A 21,046-nucleotide genomic window follows, 5' to 3' on the forward strand; every position below is an offset into this window, starting at 1 on the left:
TACAATGAAATGACGAGTTAAAGGAGGAGAATATGGAGCACAAAGAGAAAGATTTTAGCCTATCCTGGTTTTTTAAATGGTTTTTAGATAACAAGGCCATTACAGTATTTTTAGTGACCCTTTTGATGGGGCTGAATATTTTTATACTTAGTAAAATCAGTTTTATTTTTAGTCCAGTCATTGAATTTTTGGGAGTGATTATGCTGCCGGTTATTTTAGCTGGCCTGCTTTATTATCTGTTAAATCCAATCGTTGACTGGATGGAAAAGCATAAGATTAATCGACTGGTTGCTATTACCATTGTCTTTGTCTTAATTGCTTTTTTGATTATCTGGGGCTTGGCTGTTGCTATTCCTAGTTTGCAGCATCAGGTCATGGCCTTTGTCAGAAATGTTCCAGCTTATCTGAAACAGGCTGACAAGTTCATCGACGATGTTGTGACCAAGTATATTTCGGCAGATTTCAAGCCGCAGATTGAGGAATACACTAGCAATCTGTCTAGCCAGATTACTGATTGGGCCAGCAATTTTTCATCGCGAGCAGTTAACTGGGCGGGGAACTTAATCAGTACAACTTCGCAGATTATCGTGGCTATTATCATCATGCCATTTATCCTTTTTTACCTGCTGAGAGATGGGAAAAATCTGAAAGGCTATGTGACCCAGTTTCTGCCGACTAAATTCCGCGCTTCCTTTGGTCAAGTGATGACGGATATCAATAGCCAGCTGGCCAACTATGTGCGCGGTCAGGTGACGGTTGCTATCATTGTAGCTCTGATGTTTATCGTTTTCTTCAAGATTATTGGTCTGCGCTATGGTGTCACTCTTGGAGTAATTGCCGGCGTTCTCAATCTGGTGCCTTATTTGGGCAGCTTTTTGGCTATGCTTCCAGCTCTGGCAATCGGTTTGATTGCTGGTGGTCCAGTGATGCTGGCTAAAGTCATTGTCGTTTTTATCGTTGAGCAGACAATCGAGGGGCGTTTTGTTTCTCCTTTGGTCTTGGGCAGTCAGCTCAGCATTCATCCAATTACGATTTTATTCGTATTATTGACTTCTGGTACTATGTTTGGCATTTGGGGCGTTTTCCTGGGAATTCCCGCCTATGCTTCAGCCAAGGTTGCCATTGCGGCCATCTTTAAGTGGTATCAGAAAGTAAGTGGCCTCTATGAAGCCGATTTTGAACAAGAAGGAGAAATCAGTGAGCAAGAGTGAGCAAATGTTGGCAGCTTTACAGGAGCAGGACCTAGCTCTGGCTGATCGCTATTTCGAGCAAGCCCTGACTACAGACAGCGAAGAAGAATTATTGGATTTGGCCGATTACTTAGAGAGTATCGGCTTTTTCCCTCAGGCCAAGCGTATTTTTGAAAAGTTGGCTCCTGACTATCCGGCTTCTTATATCAGCTTGGCAGCTATTGCCAGTGATGATGGAGAGTTGGAGCAGGCATTTGCCTATCTGGAGGAGATTCAGCCAGACAGTGACTGGTATGTTGCTGCTCTCTTGGCTAAGGCTGACCTCTATCAGCTAGAGGGTCTGCCCGATGTAGCTCGTGAGAAACTGGCTCAGGCAGCAGAGCTGACTGATGAGCCTTTGGTAACCTTTGGTCTGGCTGAGATTGATTTGGAGCTGGGGGATTTTTCACAGGCGATTAAGGAATACGCTCAGCTAGACAATCGTACAATCTTTGAACAGACAGGCGTCTCAACCTATCAGCGGATTGGGGTATGCTATGCCAGTCTTGGAAAATTTGCAGCTGCCATTGAGTTTTTGGAGAAAGCAGTTGAGCTGGAATACGACGATGCAGCGGTTTATGAGCTAGCAACTATATTAGCGGACCAGGAAGAATACCAGAAGGCCAATCTTTATTTCAAGCAACTGGATACTCTGTCACCGGATTTTGAAGGCTACGAATATGGCTATGCCCTGTCTCTTCATGCGGAGCATCGGACGGCTGAAGCCTTGACTCTTGCCCAGCAGGGCTTGGCTAAGAATCCTTTTGAGACTCGACTCTTGCTTTTAGCCTCACAGCTTTCTTATGAACTTCATGATGAGAAAGCTGCTGAAAATTATCTTTTGCAGGCTCAGGAAGATGCGGATGATTTAGAAGAGATTGCCTTGCGACTGACTACTCTTTACTTGGAGCAGGAGCGTTATGAGGATATTTTAGAATTTGCAGAGCAAGAAGTCGATAATGCCTTGACTCGCTGGAATCTGGCGCGTGCTTATCAGGCTTTGGAAAATCTGGAAAAAGCAGAGGAACTCTATGATCAACTGGCTCGTGAATTGCATGATAATCCAGAGTTTCTAGAGCAGTATGTCTATCTTTTGCGTGAACTAGGCAGATTTGAAGAAGCTAAAAGAGCTGCTGCTTCTTATCTAAGATTAGTGCCTGATGATGCTAGTATGCAGGAGCTTTATGAAAGCTTATAAAAGCTCAAGAAGCACTTGCTCAGCTCTTTCCCACAATTTATGGTATAATGATTGGCGGTAGAAATTCAGTAAGTACATGTAATTAGGATGAAAAAATCTTAGCTGGATGGGCAATAATATTTTTAGAAGAGAAAGATTAAGGAAAAAGAATGGCAGAACCAATCAAATTATTTCAATATAATACTTTGGGAGCCTTGATGGCTGGTCTTTACGACGGCAGTATGACTGTTGGGGAGTTGCTGCAGTATGGAGATTTGGGCTTGGGGACATTGGACTCTATTGATGGTGAGCTCATTGTTCTTAATGGTAAGGCTTATCAGGCAAAGGGCTCTGGAGAAGTGCCAGAAGTGGTTGAGGTGTCACCAGATATGACAGTACCTTACGCGGCAGTTGTTCCTCATCAGGCGGAGGTCATTTTCCGTCAGCGCTTTGAGATGGATGACAAGGAGTTGGAGAAGCGGATTGAGTCTTACTATGATGGGGAAAATCTTTTCCGCTCTATCAAGATTCACGGCGATTTCGCCTGCATGCATGTTCGGATGATTCCCAAGTCTACGACAGAGCGGAAGTTTGCAGAAGTAGCGGTCAATCAGCCTGAGTATCGTAAGGAAAATGTCACAGGCACCATCGTTGGTATCTGGACGCCTGAGATTTTCCACGGGGTTAGTCTAGCAGGCTATCATCTGCATTTTGTATCGGATGATCTGACTTTTGGCGGACACGTCATGGACTTTGTCATCAAGGAAGGTGTCGTCGAGTTGGGTGCTGTAGACCAGCTGGATCAGCGTTTCCCAGTACAAGATCGCAAGTATCTCTTTGCTAAGTTTAATATGGAAGAAATGAAAGAAGATATGGAAAAGTCGGAATAAATAGCAAGGGTGAGCATTGTTTGCTTCCCTCTTTTTTGATATAATTGGAAAAAGAATAGAGGAGAAGAGAAGCTATGATTTATTTGGTAAACGCCAGCCCGAATAGGAATGGTAATAGTTTTAAGCTGGGGCATTTTTTTCTGCGGGATAGAGATTATGAGGCTCTTCAATTAGTGGATTACCACATTGAGCAATATGGCCAGTCAGCAGAAAACGACCAGTTCTTTCAGGTCTATGAGCAACTGAGTCAGGCTGATGTACTGGTCTTTACCAGTCCTATTTATTGGTGGTCTTTTTCGGGTCTGCTAAAAACCCTGTTGGACCGAGTGGCAGATGTGCATGAGCCGCAGGAAGCACTCAAGGGCAAAAAGGTGTTTTTCCTCCTGCAAGGCTCTCAACCCAGCAAAGAAATTGAAATGCTGGACTACGTGATGAGTCGCTTTTGCCAGAACTGCGGACTCGAATATGAGGGGCTGGCAGTAACCAATCATAAGCTAAAAGAAATCGAAGGTTGGGAATTAACAGCCCTGCAGGAAAAATTAGATAAGGTTTTATCAGAAGGTTAAAAGTGAGAAGATTCGTTTGCGAGTCTTCTTTTTTTACTATAAAAATGGAGTCTTTTTTTTATGTGTCTATTTTTGGACACTATGCCCCTCAACTACAGTCATATCCATGGCTAACTAAATATAAATGTTGTATAATACCAATTGCTATTAAATATTAATATAGGAGATTCTATGGGAAAAGAATTATTTAACCCCCATTTAAACAAGTTTTCGATTCGAAAATTAAATGTCGGAGTTTGCTCGGTATTATTATCTACCGTTTTCCTTTTAGGTACTGCGGCTACAGTCAATGCAGATGAAACTTCCAGCGGATCTGTAGATGATAATATCTCATTGCCAGAAAAACCGACGGACTCTGCTGTGAGTCAGCCAGTCAGTCAGCCTGCTCTTGAGAATACAGCAATATCTGCTGTTCCTGAAACAGCTAACTTAGAAGCAAGTGCTGATCAAAATCAGCTGGTAAGTCCAGCTGCTGCCCCAGAGCAAGCGACACCTGAAAAGGCACAAGAAGCTAATCAAACAGCTGAGACCTCTAATGAAGCCAGACCAGCTGAAGCTAGTCGGACTCGCTCTTATTCAGTGCAATATACGCCAAAACCAAGTTCTGCGGCTATGCCAAGGTCTGATCGTAATGGTCAGCCAATGGAGGCAGGAACTTCATTCCGTACAGCCAGTCCTGCTGGTCAAGCTAGCTCTGCTATACAAGATGCAACACCTAATCCTACAGTTTCTAAACCAACACTGGAAGAATCAGTAAGAAAACGCTCTGATGAGTTGATGAAGCAAGTGAACTGGCTAGATTTTGGTGATACTAAATCACTGAGAAATCTAGATAAAGATGGCTCCTTTAAAGTTGGAACAGTATATGAGAAGGAAATTTCGCCGGGCTATGTGGTAAAACTGACTGTGACGGAATTGAAACCTTTCTATGCGACAGAGATCTATCGTGATCGAGTAAAGGGAACTGAGTACGAAAGCAGTTATGATCCCAATGCAAAAAATACTTGGCTTCAATATAACAATAGTAATAATTATGCTTATCAGTATTGGTATGGTGATGATTATCGCCCTAAAATTACTGGTGCTGCTCAGAATCAATGGTCTGCTATTAAGTCAGAAGGGATTGATACCAAAGGACGTAAAACCCAACTGCAGGTTCCTAAAGATGAAGCCAACTATGGTGTGAAGTTCAAAGTTGAAGCTAGATATCGTGGGAAGCCAGTTAAAGCAACCGTTGTCATGGCTGATGGAGAAGAGGCAAACCCTGGTGAGTATGCTATCTTTACAACCAATGGTAAGGGTTGGGAACATTTGGCCGAGTGGAAGCGTACAGTTACAGACGCAAATGGTGTGACTACTGAGATTACAGAAACCTATAAGCCAATGAAGCCTACTACAGAAGGACAATTTATTGGAAATGACGGTACTGGAGTTCATTGGCAGGCCTATGTCAGTCCTGACCAAAAGACTGGCGGACTGGGAAGCCAAGTATTTGGACCGAACGTTTCTAGACACAATACAATTCCGCTTGTCATGACACGTGGTGCATCAGAGGTTGGTATTTATATAGCTTCTTCTGGCCAGCAGGCTGCGATGATTGGTTTTATGGCAATCGATGAAGGGGATGCACCGGATTCCTATGGAAAAGCTATCCATGCTATTTCAAGATACAATGCAGAAACTGGCGGTCAAAATCCACAGCCATTCTTGGGCCGTGTTGCGGCTGATATTGATACCACATCTGGAAACAACTGGAAGCATGACGATCAGAATGATTTAGCCGATGAAGGTATTAATCAGCTCTTGTCTGATGATTTAGTCGGGAAAACCAATGGTCTCTTTCCAGTCAACCGTCTGCGTGACGGAGATTATTCTCTCCGCATCCATGCTTCGGCTAACGGATATGAAAAAGCCTATGTCCGTGCCTGGATTGACTTCAATAATAATGGCGTCTTCGATGAAGACGAAGCCAGTGAATTTACCGAAGTAACAACTGCGGGAGATTATACTGTCAACTTTAAGAAGAATCCAGCTATGACCAATCCTGAACTTAGCAAGTTGGGAATGCGTGTTCGTATCGCCTTGAACAAGGGAGATATTGAAAAGCCTACTGGAACAGCATTTAGTGGTGAGGTGGAAGATCTAGAAGTTGAACTGACCTACCCACCAAAAGGTGAGAAGAAGGAAAGTACTGGAATCCGTGATCAGAGACAGACAGCCACTCTTCATTTTACTCCGCAGGGGATTGCTCAAAATACTGAAAATAAGAGAGTAGCGATTGATACTACTAAAGCTCCGATTGTATTGGATGCGAGAGGAAATGCCCTGACAGCTGATGCAGAAGGCTGGTATAACACTGCTGAAGGCCGTTATAAAGTAACAGCAAACGGTGCGGATGTAGATGTGGTATATGAGCCTAAGGCAGGCTTTGTCGGCACAGCTCAGGGGATTAACATCCGTCGTTTTGATACTAACGGCGCAAGTACGGATTGGATTGCCAAGAATCAGGCTGAAGCAGTCATCAATGACCAGCTCAACACCATGGATGGACGCTATGTACCAACTGTGCTCAATGTTCCTAAGTATGAAACAACGGATGCTCAAGGACTAACGCAAGAAAAGACGCCTGTCTTTAATGATGGTGATGCTGGAAAAACTCCGGCAAATCCGACTGCAGCAAATCCTGTGAAATTTGTGAAAGCGGATGGAACGACTACAGATGATACTAGAGTTCCAGCTTTATCAAATGGTCGGGAAGTTGGTCGTTTCGAAGTCGAGTCTTCAACAGGTAAGATTACTTTCAAACCAAACAAAAACTTTGTTGGGACTGTTGACCCTGTTTCCGTTCAGCTGACTGATGGCAAAGGTATTCCGCATCAAGCTGTTTATCAGCCAAAGGTGACTCCTGTTAGACCGACTGCTCAAGGTGCCAGCAGCGAGGGCATTCAAGGTGCAGTTCAGACAGGGCAATTGACCTTCAATCCGGGCCATAATCGTGTGCCTATTGATAGCAAGAAGTTGCCAACCTTTGATAATGGCAGTCAGACTAAAACAGTTGCTGGTGTTGGTACCTATCAGGTGGATAATCAAGGCCTAGTTACCTTCACTCCACTACCGACTTATACTGGACGTCCAGCAGCAGAGACTATCAAGCGAGTAGATGTCAATGGAACAGAAGTAACAGCTACCTATCAGGCTGATGTAAAAGCAGCAGCACCAAGTGCGGCGAATGCTGAAACCAGTGGTATACAAGGCCAAGTTCAGCGAGGAAAAGTCAGCTTCACAGAAGGTTCTGCGCAAGTCAATGGTCAAAAACAAACGGTGGCTTTTCCGGCTGGTTCCACTCCGCTCTTTGACAACGGTTCTACTGTTAAAGAAGTACCTACTGTTGGTAAGTTTGAAGTGGATGAGGATGGAAATGTAACCTTTACTCCAGAGAAACAATTTAAAGGCCTTACGCCGGACATCAGGATTACTCGTACAGATAGGAATGGCAGCACAGCTACAGCTATCTACAAGGCAACAGTCACTGCTGTTACTCCAACAGGGACAAACATCACCAGCACTGGTAAACAAGGCCGTCCACAGACAGGTAAGCCAAACTTTGTCAGTGGCAACCCAGATGTACCACTTGATAATGACACTCCTGCGACTTTCGACGACGGAAGCAAGCGCAAGGTGGTTCCAAATGTTGGTATCTTTGAGGTGGCACCAGATGGATCTGTCACTTTCACACCTGACAAGCAATATGTTGGTACACCGGATCCAGTAACAGTTAAGCGAGTAGATAAGAATGGCACTCCTGTGACGGCTAAGTACACGCCTACTGTTGAGAAAGTAACCCCAAGAGCAACAGGTGCTCAGACAAAAGGCCCTCAAGGTCAAGTTCAAAAAGGTAAGATTACTTTTGAACCAGGAAGTCCGCAAGTTGGTTTCCCAGAGAACAGCACCCCAGTCTTTGACACTGGCACGAATGTGAAAGAAATTGCCAAGGTCGGTAAGTTCGAAGTGGACGGAGAGGGTAATGTCACCTTTACTCCAGTCAAAACCTTTGTAGGCAAAACTCCAGAAGTCGAACTCAGCCGTACAGATGTTAATGGTACAGTAGCCAAGGCCAAATATCGGGCGACTGTGACCGCTGTGACTCCGACAGGAACTGGAGATCAGACAGAAGGTCCGCAAGGCCAAGTTCAAAAGGGCCGTGTAACTTTTAAAGCTGGCGATCCAAAAGTAGGATTCCCAGCCAACAGCACGCCAGTCTTTGACACAGGTACGAATGTCAAAGAAATTGCCAAAGTCGGTAAGTTTGAAGTAGATGCGGAGGGCAATGTCACCTTCACGCCAGACAAACAGTTCAAGGGTGAAACACCAGAAATTAGCATTACTCGCAAAGATGCAAATGGTATTGCCGCAAAAGTCACTTATGTTGCGACGGTTACATCAGTAACTCCAACAGGAACTAATGTGACTAGTACTGGCCCTCAAGGTCTTCCGCAAACGGGTACCCCAACTTTCCAAGGTGGTGATCCGCTAGTTCCGATTGATGAAGCAGTCGAGCCAACCTTTGAAGATGATAGCAAGGAAAAGGCTATTCCAGGTCAAGGAACTTACACCATTGCACCAGATGACACAGTGACCTTCACACCAGAGAAGCAGTTTGTAGGCAAGCCAGATCCAATCACTGTAAAACGCGTGGATAAGAATGGCACTCCTGTGACGGCGACTTACAGTCCAGAGTTTACCAAGGTAACTCCAACTGGTACTGGTGACAAGACAGAGGGCTTGCAAGGTCAGGTTCAAGAAGGTCATGTTAGCTTCACACCTGGTCATGCCTCTGTACCATTCCCAGCTGAAACAACTCCGCTCTTTGACAATGGTTTGACTGTTAAAGAGATTCCAACCGTTGGTAAATTTGAAGTGGATGCCAATGGCAAGGTGACTTTCACGCCAGACAAGCAGTTTAAGGGAACCACTCCTGAGCTGACATTAGTTCGAGCAGATGTGAATGGCACTCCTGTTACCGTCAAATACCAAGCAGTGGTGAAAGAAGTGGTTCCAACGGGAACAAATATCACCAGCACTGGTGAGCAAGGCCGTCCACAAACAGGCAAGCCAAACTTCGTGAGCGGCACTCCGGGAGTACCACTGGATAATGATACTCCGGCTACTTTCGATGACGGAAGCAAGCGCAAGGTTGTTCCAAATGTCGGTATCTTTGAAGTGGCACCAGACGGTTCTGTTACTTTTACCCCAGATAAGCAATATGTTGGGACGCCAGATCCAGTTGTTGTTAAGCGAGTGGACAAAAATGGCACTCCTGTGACAGCCAAGTATACGCCAACAGTTGAAAAAGTGACTCCAAGAGCGACAGGTGCTCAGACAGAGGGGCTTCAAGGCCAAGTTCAAAAAGGCAAGGTTACTTTTGAAGCAGGAAGTCCGCAAGTCGGCTTCCCAACCGACAGCACACCGGTATTTGATACTGGCACGAACGTCAAAGAAATTGCCAAAGTCGGTAAGTTCGAGGTTGATGCGGATGGTAATGTTACCTTCACACCAGTCAAATCGTTTGTTGGTAAGACACCAGAAGTTGAACTTAGCCGTACAGATGTCAATGGTACAGCAGCAAAAGCCAACTACCAAGCAACTGTGACCGCTGTGACTCCGACCGGTACTGGTGACAGGACAGAGGGCTTGCAAGGTCAGGTTCAAAAAGGCCATGTCACCTTCACGCCAGGCCATGAATTAGTTCCATTCCCAGCAGGTTCGACTCCGCTTTTTGGTAACGGAAAAAATATTAAAGAAGTTCCAAATATCGGTAAGTTCGAAGTGGATGCGGATGGCACTGTAACTTTCACTCCAGACAAACAGTTCAAGGGTGAAACACCAGAATTAGGAATTATTCGTGTGGATGCCAACGGCACTCCTGTTACAGTTAAGTATCAAGCAGTAGTGAAAGAGGTAACTCCAACAGCTACCACCGTTACGAGCACCGGTCCACAAGGTATCCCGCAAACAGGAACTCCAACCTTCAAAGCTGCGGATCCACTAGTTCCAATCGATGAAACAGTAGAGCCAACCTTTGCAGATGGAAGTAAGGAGAAGAAGATTCCAGACCAGGGAACTTATACCATCACTCCAGATGGCGTAGTGACCTTCACGCCAGACAAGCAGTTTGTAGGTAAACCGGACCCAATCACAGTTAAGCGAGTGGACAAAAACGGCACACCAGTGACTTCGACCTACAGTCCAGAGTTCACTAAGGTAACTCCAACTGGTACCAATGCAACCAGCACTGGTCCTCAGGGCCTTCCGCAAACTGGCACACCGACCTTTGCAGGTGGCGATCCACTGGTTCCGATTGATGAAACAGTAGAGCCAACCTTTGCAGATGGAAGTAAGGAGAAAAAGATTCCAGGCCAGGGAACGTACACCATTACTCCAGATGGAGCAGTGACTTTCACGCCAGAGAAGCAGTTTGTGGGTAAACCAGATTCAATCACTGTAAAACGTGTCGATAAAAACGGCACACCAGTGACTGCGACTTACAGTCCAGAGTTTGCCAAGGCAACTCCAACTGGTACTGGCACTAAGACAGAAGGCTTGCAAGGCCAAGTTCAAGAAGGCCAAGTCACCTTCACGCCAGGCCATGATTCAGTTCCATTCCCGGCAGGTTCAACTCCATTATTCGATAATGGTACCGCAGTTAAAGAAGTGCCAAATGTTGGTAAGTTCGAGGTTGATATGGAGGGTAATGTTACCTTTACTCCAGTTAAAACGTTTATCGGTAAGACACCAGAAATCGAACTCAGCCGTGCCGATGCCAATGGTACAGTAGCTAAGGCTAACTATCAAGCGACTGTGACTGCTGTAACTCCGACAGGAACCGGTACTAAGACAGAAGGCTTGCAAGGTCAAATTCAAGAAGGACAAGTCACCTTCACACCTGGCCATGACTCTGTTCCATTCCCAGCTGGTTCAACTCCATTATTCGATAATGGTACCGCAGTTAAAGAAGTACCAAATGTCGGTAAGTTTGAAGTGGACGCAGATGGTAAGGTAACTTTCACTCCAGACAAACAATTCAAGGGTGAAACACCTGAACTCGAATTGACTCGTGTGGATGCCAATGGAACATCAGTAACCGTCAAGTACCAAGCGGTAGTGAAAGAGGTAACTCCAATAGGTACCACCTCAACCAGCACTGGCCCACAAGGCCGTCCACAAACTGGTAAACCAAACTTTGTTGGTGGCGACCCGAATGTACCACTGGATAATGATACTCCAGCGACTTTCGATGATGGAAGCAAACGCAAGGAAGTTCCAAATGTCGGAATCTTCGAAGTAACACCAGATGGATCTGTCACTTTCACACCGGACAAGCAATTTGTTGGAACACCAGACCCAGTTGTTGTTAAGCGAGTAGATAAGAATGGTACCCCAGTGACGGCTAAGTACACGCCTACTGTTGAGAAAGTGACCCCAATAGGAACTACCGCAACTAGCACTGGTCCACAAGGCCGACCACAAACGGGTACTCCAACCTTCACAGGTGGTGACCCACTAGTTCCGATTGATGAAACAATTGAGCCAAGCTTCGACGATGGCAGCAAGGAAAAGACTATTCCAGGTCAGGGAACTTACACCATTACTCCAGATGGATCAGTGACCTTTACTCCAGAGAAGCAATTCGTTGGCAAACCTGACCCAATCACTGTGAAACGTGTGGACAAGAATGGTACGCCAGTGACAGCAACTTATATACCAGAATTCACCAAGGTAACTCCAACTGGTACTGGCGCCAAGACAGAAGGTCTTCAAGGCCAAGTCCAAGAAGGCAAAGTGACCTTCACGCCTGGTCATGATTCAGTTCCATTCCCAGCTGGTTCGACTCCGTTATTTGACAATGGCTCTTCTGTCAAAGAAGTACCAAATGTTGGTAAGTTCGAAGTGGACGCAGACGGTAAGGTTACTTTCACTCCAGATAAACAATTCAAGGGTGAAGCGCCAGAACTTGAATTGACTCGCACTGATGTCAATGGTACCCCTGTTACAGTTAAGTACCAAGCAGTAGTGAAAGAGGTAACTCCAACAGGTACCACCGTGACGAGCACTGGCCCACAAGGTCTTCCGCAAACTGGCACTCCGACCTTCAAAGCTGCGGACCCACTAGTTCCGATTGATGATACTGTTGAGCCAACCTTTGCAGATGGCAGCCAGGAGAAGACTATTCCAGGTCAGGGAACGTACACCATCACTCCGGATGGCGCAGTGACTTTCACACCAGACAAGCAGTTTGTAGGCAAACCAGATCCAATCACTGTGAAACGAGTAGATAAAAATGGCACACCAGTAACTGCGACATATAGCCCAGAGTTCACCAAGGTAATTCCGACAGGTACTGGCACTAAGACAGAAGGTCTGCAAGGTCAGGTTCAAAAAGGTCAGGTGACTTTCACGCCAGGACATAAATTAGTTCCATTCCCTGCTGGATCTACTCCACTCTTTGGTAACGGAAAGAATATTAAAGAAGTGCCAAATGTTGGTAAGTTCGAAGTGGATGCGGATAACAAGGTGACCTTCACCCCGATAAAACAATTCAAGGGTGAAACATCAGAACTGGGATTAATTCGTTTAGACGCTAACGGAACTCCTGTTATTGTCAAATATCAAGCAATAGTGAAAGCAGTAGTCCCAACTGGTAAAGATGCGACCTCTACGAATATCAAAGGCCATGTTCAAACTGGCAAACCTATCTTCGAAGCAGGTGATCCATTGGTTCCAATTGATGAGTCAGTAGAGCCAACCTTCGAAGACGGAAGCAAGGAAAAGACTATTCCGGGTCAGGGAACATACACCATCGCACCAGACGGTACAGTCACTTTCACTCCTGATGCTGATTTCCTTGGTCAGGGAAGCGGTGTTACTCTTGTCCGTCGCGATAAGAATGGCACCTCAGTGACGGCTCGCTATATTCCGACCGTAGTTGAACCATCAACTAGCAAGGACAGTGTATCTAGCGGTCGCAAGGGCCAAGCTCAAACGGGCACGCCAACCTTTGAAGGGGCCATTGACCAGGCAGTAGCACCGACCTTTGCGGATGGCAGCATCGAAATGGTTGTCCCAGGTGAGGGAACTTACAGGTTCAATATGCTAGGGGCAGTGACCTTTGTGCCGGAAGCCGACTTTGTCGGAACTGCTAGCGGAGTTGTCGTGAAGCGTTCAGATATTTATGGCAATGCTGTGACGGCTACCTATACCCCAACTGTTTTGGGAAATACTGCCACAGAAGATACCGGCAGCACGGGTCTTAAAGGCCAGCCTCAAACTGGTATGCCTATCTTTGAAGGCGATGTAGATCCAACCGTTCCGCCAACTTTCGAGGATGGCAGTACCGAAAAGGTTGTTCCAGGCCAAGGTACTTATACGATTGCGCCAGATGGCACTGTGACCTTTGTACCGGAAACCGACTTTGTCGGTCAAGCTGACGGCGTGACAGTGATTCGCAAAGACCGCAATGGTCAGACGATTTCAGCGGTTTACATTCCGACTGTAACAGAAGCTCCTGTTCAGTCAGAGCGGACGATTACGCCTGCACCACCGTCTCTTTCCAAGAGTGAGGGTGCAAAATCCCTTCCTAAGACTGGTACAGAAGAAACCTCCTACTTGGCGGCAAGCTTACTTGCGGGAGTATCTGGTTTGGGATTGATTGGCTTAGAGAAGAGAAAGAAAAAGTCTGAAGACTAACATAGGCTTGAAGAAATTCTATTAATGAACTAGAAGAATTTCGGAAAAGCGCAAAAACAGGTAGAACTTATGTTCTACCTGTTTTGTTATCAAAAATTATTGGAGTTGATGGAGATAATAGAATGCTTCAGCTAGCTAATGACTGTCCTGCTCCTAAGTCTGTTTGATAGTTAAAGAGGTAACTTTATATCTTCATGCTTTTAATTTTCTCTTCATCTGGTGTGACGCGCAAGGTTTTCTGGCCCGTATAGGTGACAAATCCTGGCTTTCCACCGGTTGGTTTGTTGAGCTTTCTAGTCTCAATCATATCTACTTGGACCAGATTGGAGAGTCTGGCTTTGGAAAAATAGGCTGCTAACTCGGCAGCGTCTGTCTTGACTTCATCGCTAGGTTGGAGGTTGCCAGTAATCACCACATGACTACCTGGAATATCCTTGGCGTGAAACCAAAGCTCGTCCTTCTTGGCCATTTTAAACGTCAGCTCGTCATTTTGTAGATTATTGCGTCCAACTAGGATAATAGTTTGGCCATCTGTTGCCAAATATTTCTCCGGTTTCTGTCTTTTCTGGATTTTCTCTCTTTGGCGTCGGCGGATAAAGCCAGTCTGGATTAGTTCCTCCCGAATTTCTGCAATTTCAGTCAGGCTGGCCTGAGCAAGGGCAGTTTCCACGCTCTCTAGGTAGAGAATCGTAGCCCGAGTCTCCTCAATCAAGCTGGTCAGATGTTTGACGGCTTCCTTGAGCTTCTGGTAACGTTTGAAATAGCGCTGGGCATTTTGGTTGGGGGTTAGGGCCTTGTCAAGCGAGATAATAATCTTCTCACCTGTATAGTAATTATCCAACTCAACCTGGTCCTGATCGTTAGGTACCTGATGGAGAAAGGTAGTTAAGAGCTCCCCTTTTTGACGGAATTCCTCTGCATTCTCCGTTGCTAGAAGTTCTTCCTCTTGCTTGACCAGCTTTTTTCGGTTCTTTTCCAACTCATTTTCTACTCGACGAATCAGTTCGCTAGCCTGCTGGTTGACTCGATCTCGCTCAGCCTTGTCCTTATAGAAAGTGTCCAAAAGCTCGGATAGCGTGGACATTTGGGTCTTGCTGTCGGAAAATAGCAGAGCAGAGAAGGATTTTTCGGTCAGGCTTGGCTGAGTTGGACTGGCAAAAAATGCACGGAAAGTTTTGAGCTTGTCAGCTGTCAGACAGCCACTGAGCTCAGTAGCCGTATCCCGGCCCAATCCCTGAAAAATCTGCTGCAGGCGTTTGGGCTCTAAGTCTTCAGTATGTAAGATTTCAAAGAGCTTTTCATCACCCACAGCGAAAGGATTGAGACTGCCTGTCTGAGGCGGTGCGACATAGGTTGAGCCAGGCAGGATCGTTCGATAGCTATTCTGAGAAAATCCAACATGTTTGATGGCTTCAATAATCTTACCGCTAGCCTTATCCAAGAGAATGATATTGCTGTGCTTGCCCATGATTTCGATGACCAGAGTCACAGCCACGCTATCGCCGATTTCGTTCTTATTGGAAACACTGATTTCCAAAATCCGGTCATTCTCCACTTGCTGGATTGCTTCAATAACAGCGCCTTGCAGGTATTTGCGCATCACCATGATAAAGGTATTGGGAACAGCTGGATTTTCAAACGTGGTATCTGTCAGCTGGACGCGCCCAAAGACCGGGTGGGCTGATAGGAGCAGCTTGTGGCTTTTACGGTTGCTGCGAATCTGTAAAACTAGCTCCTGTTCAAAGGGCTGATTAATTTTCTGAATGCGGCCGCCCAGCAATTCGCGGCGCAGCTCCTCTGTCATGTGGTGTAAAAAAAATCCGTCGAAAGACATGCTTTTCTCCTTGAAAGTTGCTACAGAAAATTATAACAAAAAATCAAGCTAAAAGCTTCTAAAGTCTCGCCAAAAAGCAATTTAGTTTTTGCCTATGACTGCCTCTATAAACCAAATCCGAACATTTTATAAAAATTTTCAAAAAGGCCTTGACATCTTTTCAGGAAAAACTTAAAATATAGGAAATTAGAAAAGTAGTAAATGTATTTGTTTTTAGCGAGCTTGTGGTTGGTGGAAATGAGCAGCAAATCTTTATGAAATTGGGCTAATGGATAAAATGAATTTGAAACAATAAGAATTCGGTAGGCACACCTTACAGTGCAGCTTGTTTGATGACAAGATAGAGACATGGGGAATATTAGCTATTTTCCATAATTGAGGTGGCACCGCGATTTTCGCCCTCACACAGAATACCTGTGTGAGGATTTTTTGTTGCTTATTATAAAAAACAAGGAGAATTGCCTATGTTTAAACGATGGCGTCCCTAGGGATTAAATAGGAAATTATAAAACATAGAAATGGAGAAAGAACATGAAAAATAAACGATTAATAACTATCTTAGGCCTTCTGGCCATTTTGGCAATCGGTGGGATTGTCTATTCCAGCTTGAACAGCAAAGGCAACACCACTAAGACTAGTGGCGACAGTCAGACAGTCAAGGTAGGCGTGCTGCAGTATGTCAGCCACCCTTCGCTGGATTTGATTTACAAGGGAATCCAGGATGGTCTGGCTGAGGAAGGCTATAAGGGCGACAAGATTAAGATTGACTTTATGAATGCTGAGGGTGATCAGAGTAAGGTCTCTACTATGAGCAAGCAGTTGGTCTCCAATGACAACGATGTGCTGATCGGGATTGCGACTCCGTCTGCACAAGGACTGGCTGCAGCTACTAAGGACAAGCCTATTGTCATGGGAGCTATCACAGATCCAGTTGGAGCAAATCTAGTGAAAAATCTGGACAAGCCAGGTGGCAATATCACGGGTGTCTCTGACCGCAATCCAGCCAAGCAACAGCTAGAGCTGATTAAAAAATTAACTCCAGATGTCAAGACTATCGGTGCTCTCTACTCTAGCAGTGAAGACAACTCTAAAACTCAAGTGGAAGAGTTCAAAAAATTGGCTGAAGAAGCAGGCTACAAGGTAGAGGAATACTCTGTTCCTTCGACCAATGAAATTGCTTCAACCATGAATGTCATGACTGGCAAGGTTGACGCTATCTGGATTCCAATTGACAATACCATTGCATCAGCTTTTGCGACAGTTGTGTCCAGCAATAAAGAAGCTAAGAAACCGATTTATCCAAGTGCAACAGCCATGGTAGAAGAAGGTGGTCTTGCCTCTGTCGTTGTAGACCAGTATGACCTAGGTGTTGCGACTGGTAAAATGGCAGCTAAAGTCCTTAAAGGTGCTAAACCTGCTGATACTGCAGTAGATATTTTTGATACAGGTAAATCTGTTATCAATACCAAAAATGCCAAAGAACTTGGCATTACTGTACCAGAAGATGTTCTGAAAGAAGCAGGACAAGTGATTAAATAGAAAGAAAGGGAGTCTGTTGTTTGACAGGCTTCTTTTTCTCGATAGTCTCTTCTTGTAAAACCTTTCTCACAGTTGTATAATAGAATTGGCTCAAGTGAATGAGAAGAGCAAATGAAGTGCAGTTTGCTCCAGTAGATTTTACGAAAAGATAGAAGCGGAAAGGGAGTTAGTCAAGAAAGAATGGAAGAAGATATTCAAAAAAACCGCTATATGGGATCGGTCAAGGTTGGCCCCAAGGGGCAGATTGTCATTCCCAAAGAAGTGAGAGATATGTTTGAAATTCAACCTGGGGATGCTCTGGTCCTCTTTGCAGATGCCCAGCAAGGCATTGCCATCCAGCGTTACGAGCTCTATGAAGATCTATTTAATCAGACCTTCAATGGAGACAAAAGTTCAAAAAGTGATTTATAAAATCGGAATCTGCTCAAGCAGATTTTTTCTTTTGCTTTTATTTGCTACTACTAATGAATGGGTGTATAATAAGTATAAGAAGTTATACAACTTATACCAAACTCTTTCGAGATTGAATTAAAATAGCTTAGTTTTTATTTAAATGAGTAAGTTGTGACTAGCTTTAGATGTCAAAGTCATATCTTTAAATAACATTTCGTTTTTTAGTTCCTCATATCTGATGAAAGGAGATGTCCTTATGTATGCAGTTGAGATGCAGGATTTGACCAAGCAATACGGCTCAAAAACGGTTGTTGATGGTTTGAATCTAAAAATTGAAGAAGGTGAATTCTTTGCCATGCTGGGCTCTAATGGTGCGGGGAAGACAACAACGATTAAGATGCTGTCCTGTCTAGTTGAGCCGACGATAGGAGATGCCCTGATGCTAGGCCATAGTATCCGCAAGGAGGAAGATGCTGTCAAGGAAATGATTAATGTTTCACCTCAGGAAACAGCTGTTGCTCCCAAGCTGACAGTCAAGGAAAATCTGGAGATGATTGCTCGTCTATATGGATTTTCTAAGGAAGAAGCGGCGCAAAAGACAGAGCATCTGATGGAGACATTTGACCTGACGGATAGGCAGGATGATCGAGCCAAGTCCTTGTCAGGTGGCTGGCAGCGCAAGCTCAGTATTGCCATGGCCTTAATCAGTCAGCCCAAGATTCTTTTCCTAGATGAGCCGACCTTGGGTCTGGATGTGCGAGCTAGAAGAGAACTTTGGAAGAATATTGAGCAACTAAAGGGAAAAGTCACAGTTATTCTGACTACCCATTATCTAGAAGAAGCCGAGGCTTTGGCCGACCGACTTTGCATTATGGATAAGGGAGTGGTGCAGATCTTGGGAACAGCAGAGGAAATTATCCAAGCTTCCGGCAAGAAGGATTTTGAAGAGGCCTTTTTGTCCTATACGGAAGGAGGGGAATTAGCATGAGAGCCTTCATTTTTGCAAAGCGCAATTTCAAAGAAATCATGCGTGATTATGTCAGCAGTTTGATGGGAATTGGTTTTCCTGTCTTTCTGATTATCGCCCTGTCCCTTATGAAACAGAGCCTCAAAGGGATGCCAGCTATCTTTTCCATTGAAAATTTTGCTCCTAGTATGATGGTATTTGGTGCTTCCTGGCTGACTATTTTTGTCGGCAGTTTAATGGCCACGGACCGCAATAACTCTTTTCTCATGCGTCTCCTATCTACACCGCTTAGAAGCGTGGATTATATCTTAGGGTATTCGATTCCAGTTCTGCCTCTGGCTCTTTTACAGGGCATAGCCAGTTTTGCGACTGCAATGATTTTTGGCTTATCCTTAAATCTGGGAACTTTTTACGTCCTCTTGGTTTTGATCCCAGTAGCTCTGCTCTTTATTTCTTTGGGCTTGCTTTTAGGGTCAGCTTTCTCTAGCAGTAATGCAGTCAGTGGTTTTGGAACTATTCTTGTCAATGCTACGGTTTTTCTCAGTGGAGCAGTGCTTCCGATTGAGATGATAGGAGGTGGTTTTGAAGCATTTTGCAATGCCTTGCCATTTGCCCATGCAGCAAAGGTTGTTCAGTTGGCATTGGCTCAAGATTTGAATTCACTTTTGCCTCATCTTTTTTGGGTTCTTCTCTATGCTTTCCTATTCTTTATCCCTTCTGTCTGGATTTTCAAAAAGAGGATGAAAGGCTAGGGCTTCCATTCGAGCGTGGAAATCAGCTGGATTAGCTTGCGAAATGTTTAGAAATCTGTTAGAATGAAATATAACTAAATAGCAATCCGCAAGACCAGTAACCTAGGGGAAGTTTAACAGGGAGGGGAGCCAGCGACTGAAAGCTCTCTAGATGAAAGCTAGGCGAATTCACTTGCTCTAGGATTGATAAGTAAGGTCTGGCTTGCCAGATAAAAAACGGATGGTACCGCGTGTCAACGCTCCGCTTATGGAGATTGGCGCGCTTTTTATTTTGGAGGGAAAATGACGAAAACGATTGAAGAACAACTGAAAAGCCTACGTGAAGAGACTCTAGCTTCTCTCAAGCAGCTCAAGGCTGAGAATCAAAAGGAACTGCAGGACTTGCGTGTAGCAGTCTTGGGTAAGAAGGGTTCGCTGACTGAAGTCCTGAAAGGGATGAAGGATATTTCAGCTGAAATGCGGCCGATTATCGGGAAGCATGTCAATGAAGCGCGTGATATTCTGACAGCAGCCTTTGAAAAGACTGCTCAAGAGATGGAAGAGCAATTAGTAGCTCTGAAACTGGCTGAGGAATCCTTGGATGTGACCCTGCCAGGCCGTCAAATTCCGGTTGGGAACCGTCATATTCTTAGCCAAACTAGTGAAGAAATTGAAGATATCTTCATCGGGATGGGCTATCAGGTCGTGGACGGCTTTGAAGTGGAAAAGGACTATTACAACTTTGAGCGGATGAATCTGCCTAAGGACCACCCAGCACGGGATATGCAGGACACTTTCTATATTACAGAGGAGATCCTGCTCAGAACCCACACCAGTCCAGTACAGGCCCGAGCTATGGATGCTCATGACTTTTCTAAAGGGCCACTTAAGATGATCTCACCGGGGCGTGTCTTCCGTCGGGATACTGATGATGCGACTCACTCACACCAATTCCATCAGATTGAAGGTTTGGTGGTTGGAGAAAATATTTCCATGGCAAACCTGCAAGGAACGCTGCAGCTGATTGTCCAGAAGATGTTCGGCAAAGATCGCAGTATCCGTCTGCGTCCGTCTTACTTCCCGTTCACAGAGCCGTCTGTTGAAGTGGATGTTTCCTGCTTTAAGTGTGGTGGTGCCGGCTGTAATGTCTGCAAGAAGACCGGCTGGATTGAGATTATGGGAGCTGGTATGGTGCATCCGCGCGTGTTGGAAATGAGCGGCATTGATGCAGAGAAATACTCTGGATTTGCCTTTGGTCTTGGCCAAGAGCGGGTAGCTATGCTCCGCTACGGTATCAACGACATTCGTGGATTCTACCAAGGAGATATTCGTTTTTCTCAGCAGTTTAAGTAGAAACCTATATTCATAGATGCAGCTTTTCTGAGAAAGGAGTGCAGTATGCTAGTCAGAGTCAAAAAAGAAGAAGCGAACCTCCTGCGAGAGTTGGAAGTCGCGACCTATCAAGAAACCTTTGGTCCATTTATCAAGGAAGCTGATATGGCTCATTATTTTGACAATGAGCTGTCGCTTGCAACTATCGAAAAGGAACTGGCAGACCCTGAGTCAGAGACTTATTTTGTTGTCAAAGGCGGTGAAATTGCTGGTTTTCTCAAGGTAAACTGGGGACAGGCTCAAACAGAGCAAGAACTGCCACAGGCCTTTGAGGTTCAGCGAATTTACGTTTTGAAAGCCTATCATGGTCAGGGATTAGGCAAGGAAATGTTTGAATTTGCCTTGGAAGAAGCCAAAAAACGAGGTTTTGACTGGGTCTGGCTGGGCGTCTGGGAGAAGAATTTTAGAGCTCAAGATTTTTACTTCAAATACGGCTTTGAAAAATTCAGCCAGCACGACTATATCACTGGTGAGACAGTAGACACCGACTGGCTGCTGCGCAAGAAATTGAAATAAACAAGAAACTTTAAAGAGAGGAAATGAATACGACCTAAAAGCTTTAAATTTAGATGATTTGTTTCTGA

12 protein-coding genes and 1 other annotated feature are annotated in these 21,046 nt (G+C 45.0%); of the genes, 11 read left to right on the forward strand and 1 reads right to left on the reverse strand.

Translation table 11 applies throughout. From position 1 onward, the window contains the following. Positions 1-32 precede the first annotated feature (32 nt). From K1J09_RS09105 to K1J09_RS09125, 5 genes are all read left to right on the forward strand, one after another. Positions 33-1,211, forward strand: coding sequence for an AI-2E family transporter (locus K1J09_RS09105; RefSeq protein WP_002910029.1), 1,179 nt, complete (start codon positions 33-35; stop codon positions 1,209-1,211). Continuing rightward, complete coding sequence (locus K1J09_RS09110; protein ID WP_317627830.1) at positions 1,198-2,427, forward strand: tetratricopeptide repeat protein; 1,230 nt, start codon at positions 1,198-1,200, stop codon at positions 2,425-2,427. The genes K1J09_RS09105 and K1J09_RS09110 overlap by 14 nt, the downstream gene beginning before the upstream one ends. A 149-nt stretch (positions 2,428-2,576) precedes the next feature. Beyond that, on the forward strand, positions 2,577-3,296 hold the full coding sequence (gene budA / locus K1J09_RS09115) for an acetolactate decarboxylase (RefSeq protein WP_223323844.1): 720 nt from the start codon (positions 2,577-2,579) through the stop codon (positions 3,294-3,296). 74 nt (positions 3,297-3,370) lie between these two features. Beyond that, positions 3,371-3,862: a flavodoxin family protein gene (locus K1J09_RS09120; RefSeq protein WP_009660584.1), complete on the forward strand. Its 492-nt coding sequence runs from the start codon at positions 3,371-3,373 to the stop codon at positions 3,860-3,862. A 171-nt stretch (positions 3,863-4,033) separates the two neighbouring features. After that, positions 4,034-13,606 carry a CshA/CshB family fibrillar adhesin-related protein gene (locus tag K1J09_RS09125; protein WP_223323843.1) on the forward strand — a complete coding sequence of 3,191 codons (9,573 nt, stop codon included), beginning with the start codon at positions 4,034-4,036 and terminating at the stop codon, positions 13,604-13,606. Positions 13,607-13,790: 184 nt separating this feature from the next. Here the strand turns inward: K1J09_RS09125 and fbpA are convergent, their stop codons facing one another. Continuing rightward, positions 13,791-15,440: an Rqc2 family fibronectin-binding protein FbpA gene (fbpA, locus tag K1J09_RS09130; protein WP_223323842.1), complete on the reverse strand. Its 1,650-nt coding sequence runs from the start codon at positions 15,438-15,440 to the stop codon at positions 13,791-13,793. Positions 15,441-15,612: 172 nt separating this feature from the next. Beyond that, positions 15,613-15,846, forward strand: a binding site (T-box leader). A 125-nt stretch (positions 15,847-15,971) separates the two neighbouring features. On the opposite strand from fbpA, the gene trpX reads away from it, so the two are divergent. The 6 genes from trpX (at position 15,972) to K1J09_RS09160 (ending at position 20,978) form a co-directional block, all read left to right on the forward strand. Next, positions 15,972-16,979, forward strand: a complete 1,008-nt coding sequence (gene trpX / locus K1J09_RS09135; protein ID WP_223320383.1) for a tryptophan ABC transporter substrate-binding protein — start codon at positions 15,972-15,974, stop codon at positions 16,977-16,979. A 180-nt stretch (positions 16,980-17,159) separates the two neighbouring features. Further along, positions 17,160-17,390, forward strand: a complete 231-nt coding sequence (locus K1J09_RS09140; RefSeq protein WP_004187353.1) for an AbrB/MazE/SpoVT family DNA-binding domain-containing protein — start codon at positions 17,160-17,162, stop codon at positions 17,388-17,390. 220 nt (positions 17,391-17,610) lie between these two features. Continuing rightward, on the forward strand, positions 17,611-18,360 hold the full coding sequence (locus tag K1J09_RS09145; protein WP_164549582.1) for an ABC transporter ATP-binding protein: 750 nt from the start codon (positions 17,611-17,613) through the stop codon (positions 18,358-18,360). Then, entirely contained in the window at positions 18,357-19,091 is a 735-nt protein-coding gene (locus K1J09_RS09150) for an ABC transporter permease (protein ID WP_164549581.1), read from the forward strand. The genes K1J09_RS09145 and K1J09_RS09150 overlap by 4 nt, the downstream gene beginning before the upstream one ends. Positions 19,092-19,373: 282 nt before the next feature. After that, on the forward strand, positions 19,374-20,423 hold the full coding sequence (pheS, locus tag K1J09_RS09155; protein ID WP_125332081.1) for a phenylalanine--tRNA ligase subunit alpha: 1,050 nt from the start codon (positions 19,374-19,376) through the stop codon (positions 20,421-20,423). 45 nt (positions 20,424-20,468) lie between these two features. Next, on the forward strand, positions 20,469-20,978 hold the full coding sequence (locus K1J09_RS09160; protein WP_125332079.1) for a GNAT family N-acetyltransferase: 510 nt from the start codon (positions 20,469-20,471) through the stop codon (positions 20,976-20,978). The last annotated feature ends 68 nt before the right edge of the window (positions 20,979-21,046 follow it).

The sequence above is a fragment of the Streptococcus sanguinis genome (assembly GCF_019928825.1).
Taxonomy (GTDB): domain Bacteria; phylum Bacillota; class Bacilli; order Lactobacillales; family Streptococcaceae; genus Streptococcus; species Streptococcus sanguinis_L.

Excerpts from the sequence above, each read along its gene's own strand:
- K1J09_RS09150 (WP_164549581.1), top strand. The coding sequence starts at position 18,357 with ATGAGAGCCTTCATTTTTGCAAAGCGCAATTTCAAAGAAATCATGCGT.
- trpX (WP_223320383.1), top strand. The coding sequence starts at position 15,972 with ATGAAAAATAAACGATTAATAACTATCTTAGGCCTTCTGGCCATTTTG.
- K1J09_RS09105 (WP_002910029.1), top strand. The coding sequence starts at position 33 with ATGGAGCACAAAGAGAAAGATTTTAGCCTATCCTGGTTTTTTAAATGG.
- K1J09_RS09160 (WP_125332079.1), top strand. The coding sequence starts at position 20,469 with ATGCTAGTCAGAGTCAAAAAAGAAGAAGCGAACCTCCTGCGAGAGTTG.
- fbpA (WP_223323842.1), bottom strand. The coding sequence starts at position 15,440 with ATGTCTTTCGACGGATTTTTTTTACACCACATGACAGAGGAGCTGCGC.
- K1J09_RS09120 (WP_009660584.1), top strand. The coding sequence starts at position 3,371 with ATGATTTATTTGGTAAACGCCAGCCCGAATAGGAATGGTAATAGTTTT.
- K1J09_RS09145 (WP_164549582.1), top strand. The coding sequence starts at position 17,611 with ATGAAAGGAGATGTCCTTATGTATGCAGTTGAGATGCAGGATTTGACC.
- K1J09_RS09140 (WP_004187353.1), top strand. The coding sequence starts at position 17,160 with ATGGAAGAAGATATTCAAAAAAACCGCTATATGGGATCGGTCAAGGTT.
- K1J09_RS09125 (WP_223323843.1), top strand. The coding sequence starts at position 4,034 with ATGGGAAAAGAATTATTTAACCCCCATTTAAACAAGTTTTCGATTCGA.
- pheS (WP_125332081.1), top strand. The coding sequence starts at position 19,374 with ATGACGAAAACGATTGAAGAACAACTGAAAAGCCTACGTGAAGAGACT.
- budA (WP_223323844.1), top strand. The coding sequence starts at position 2,577 with ATGGCAGAACCAATCAAATTATTTCAATATAATACTTTGGGAGCCTTG.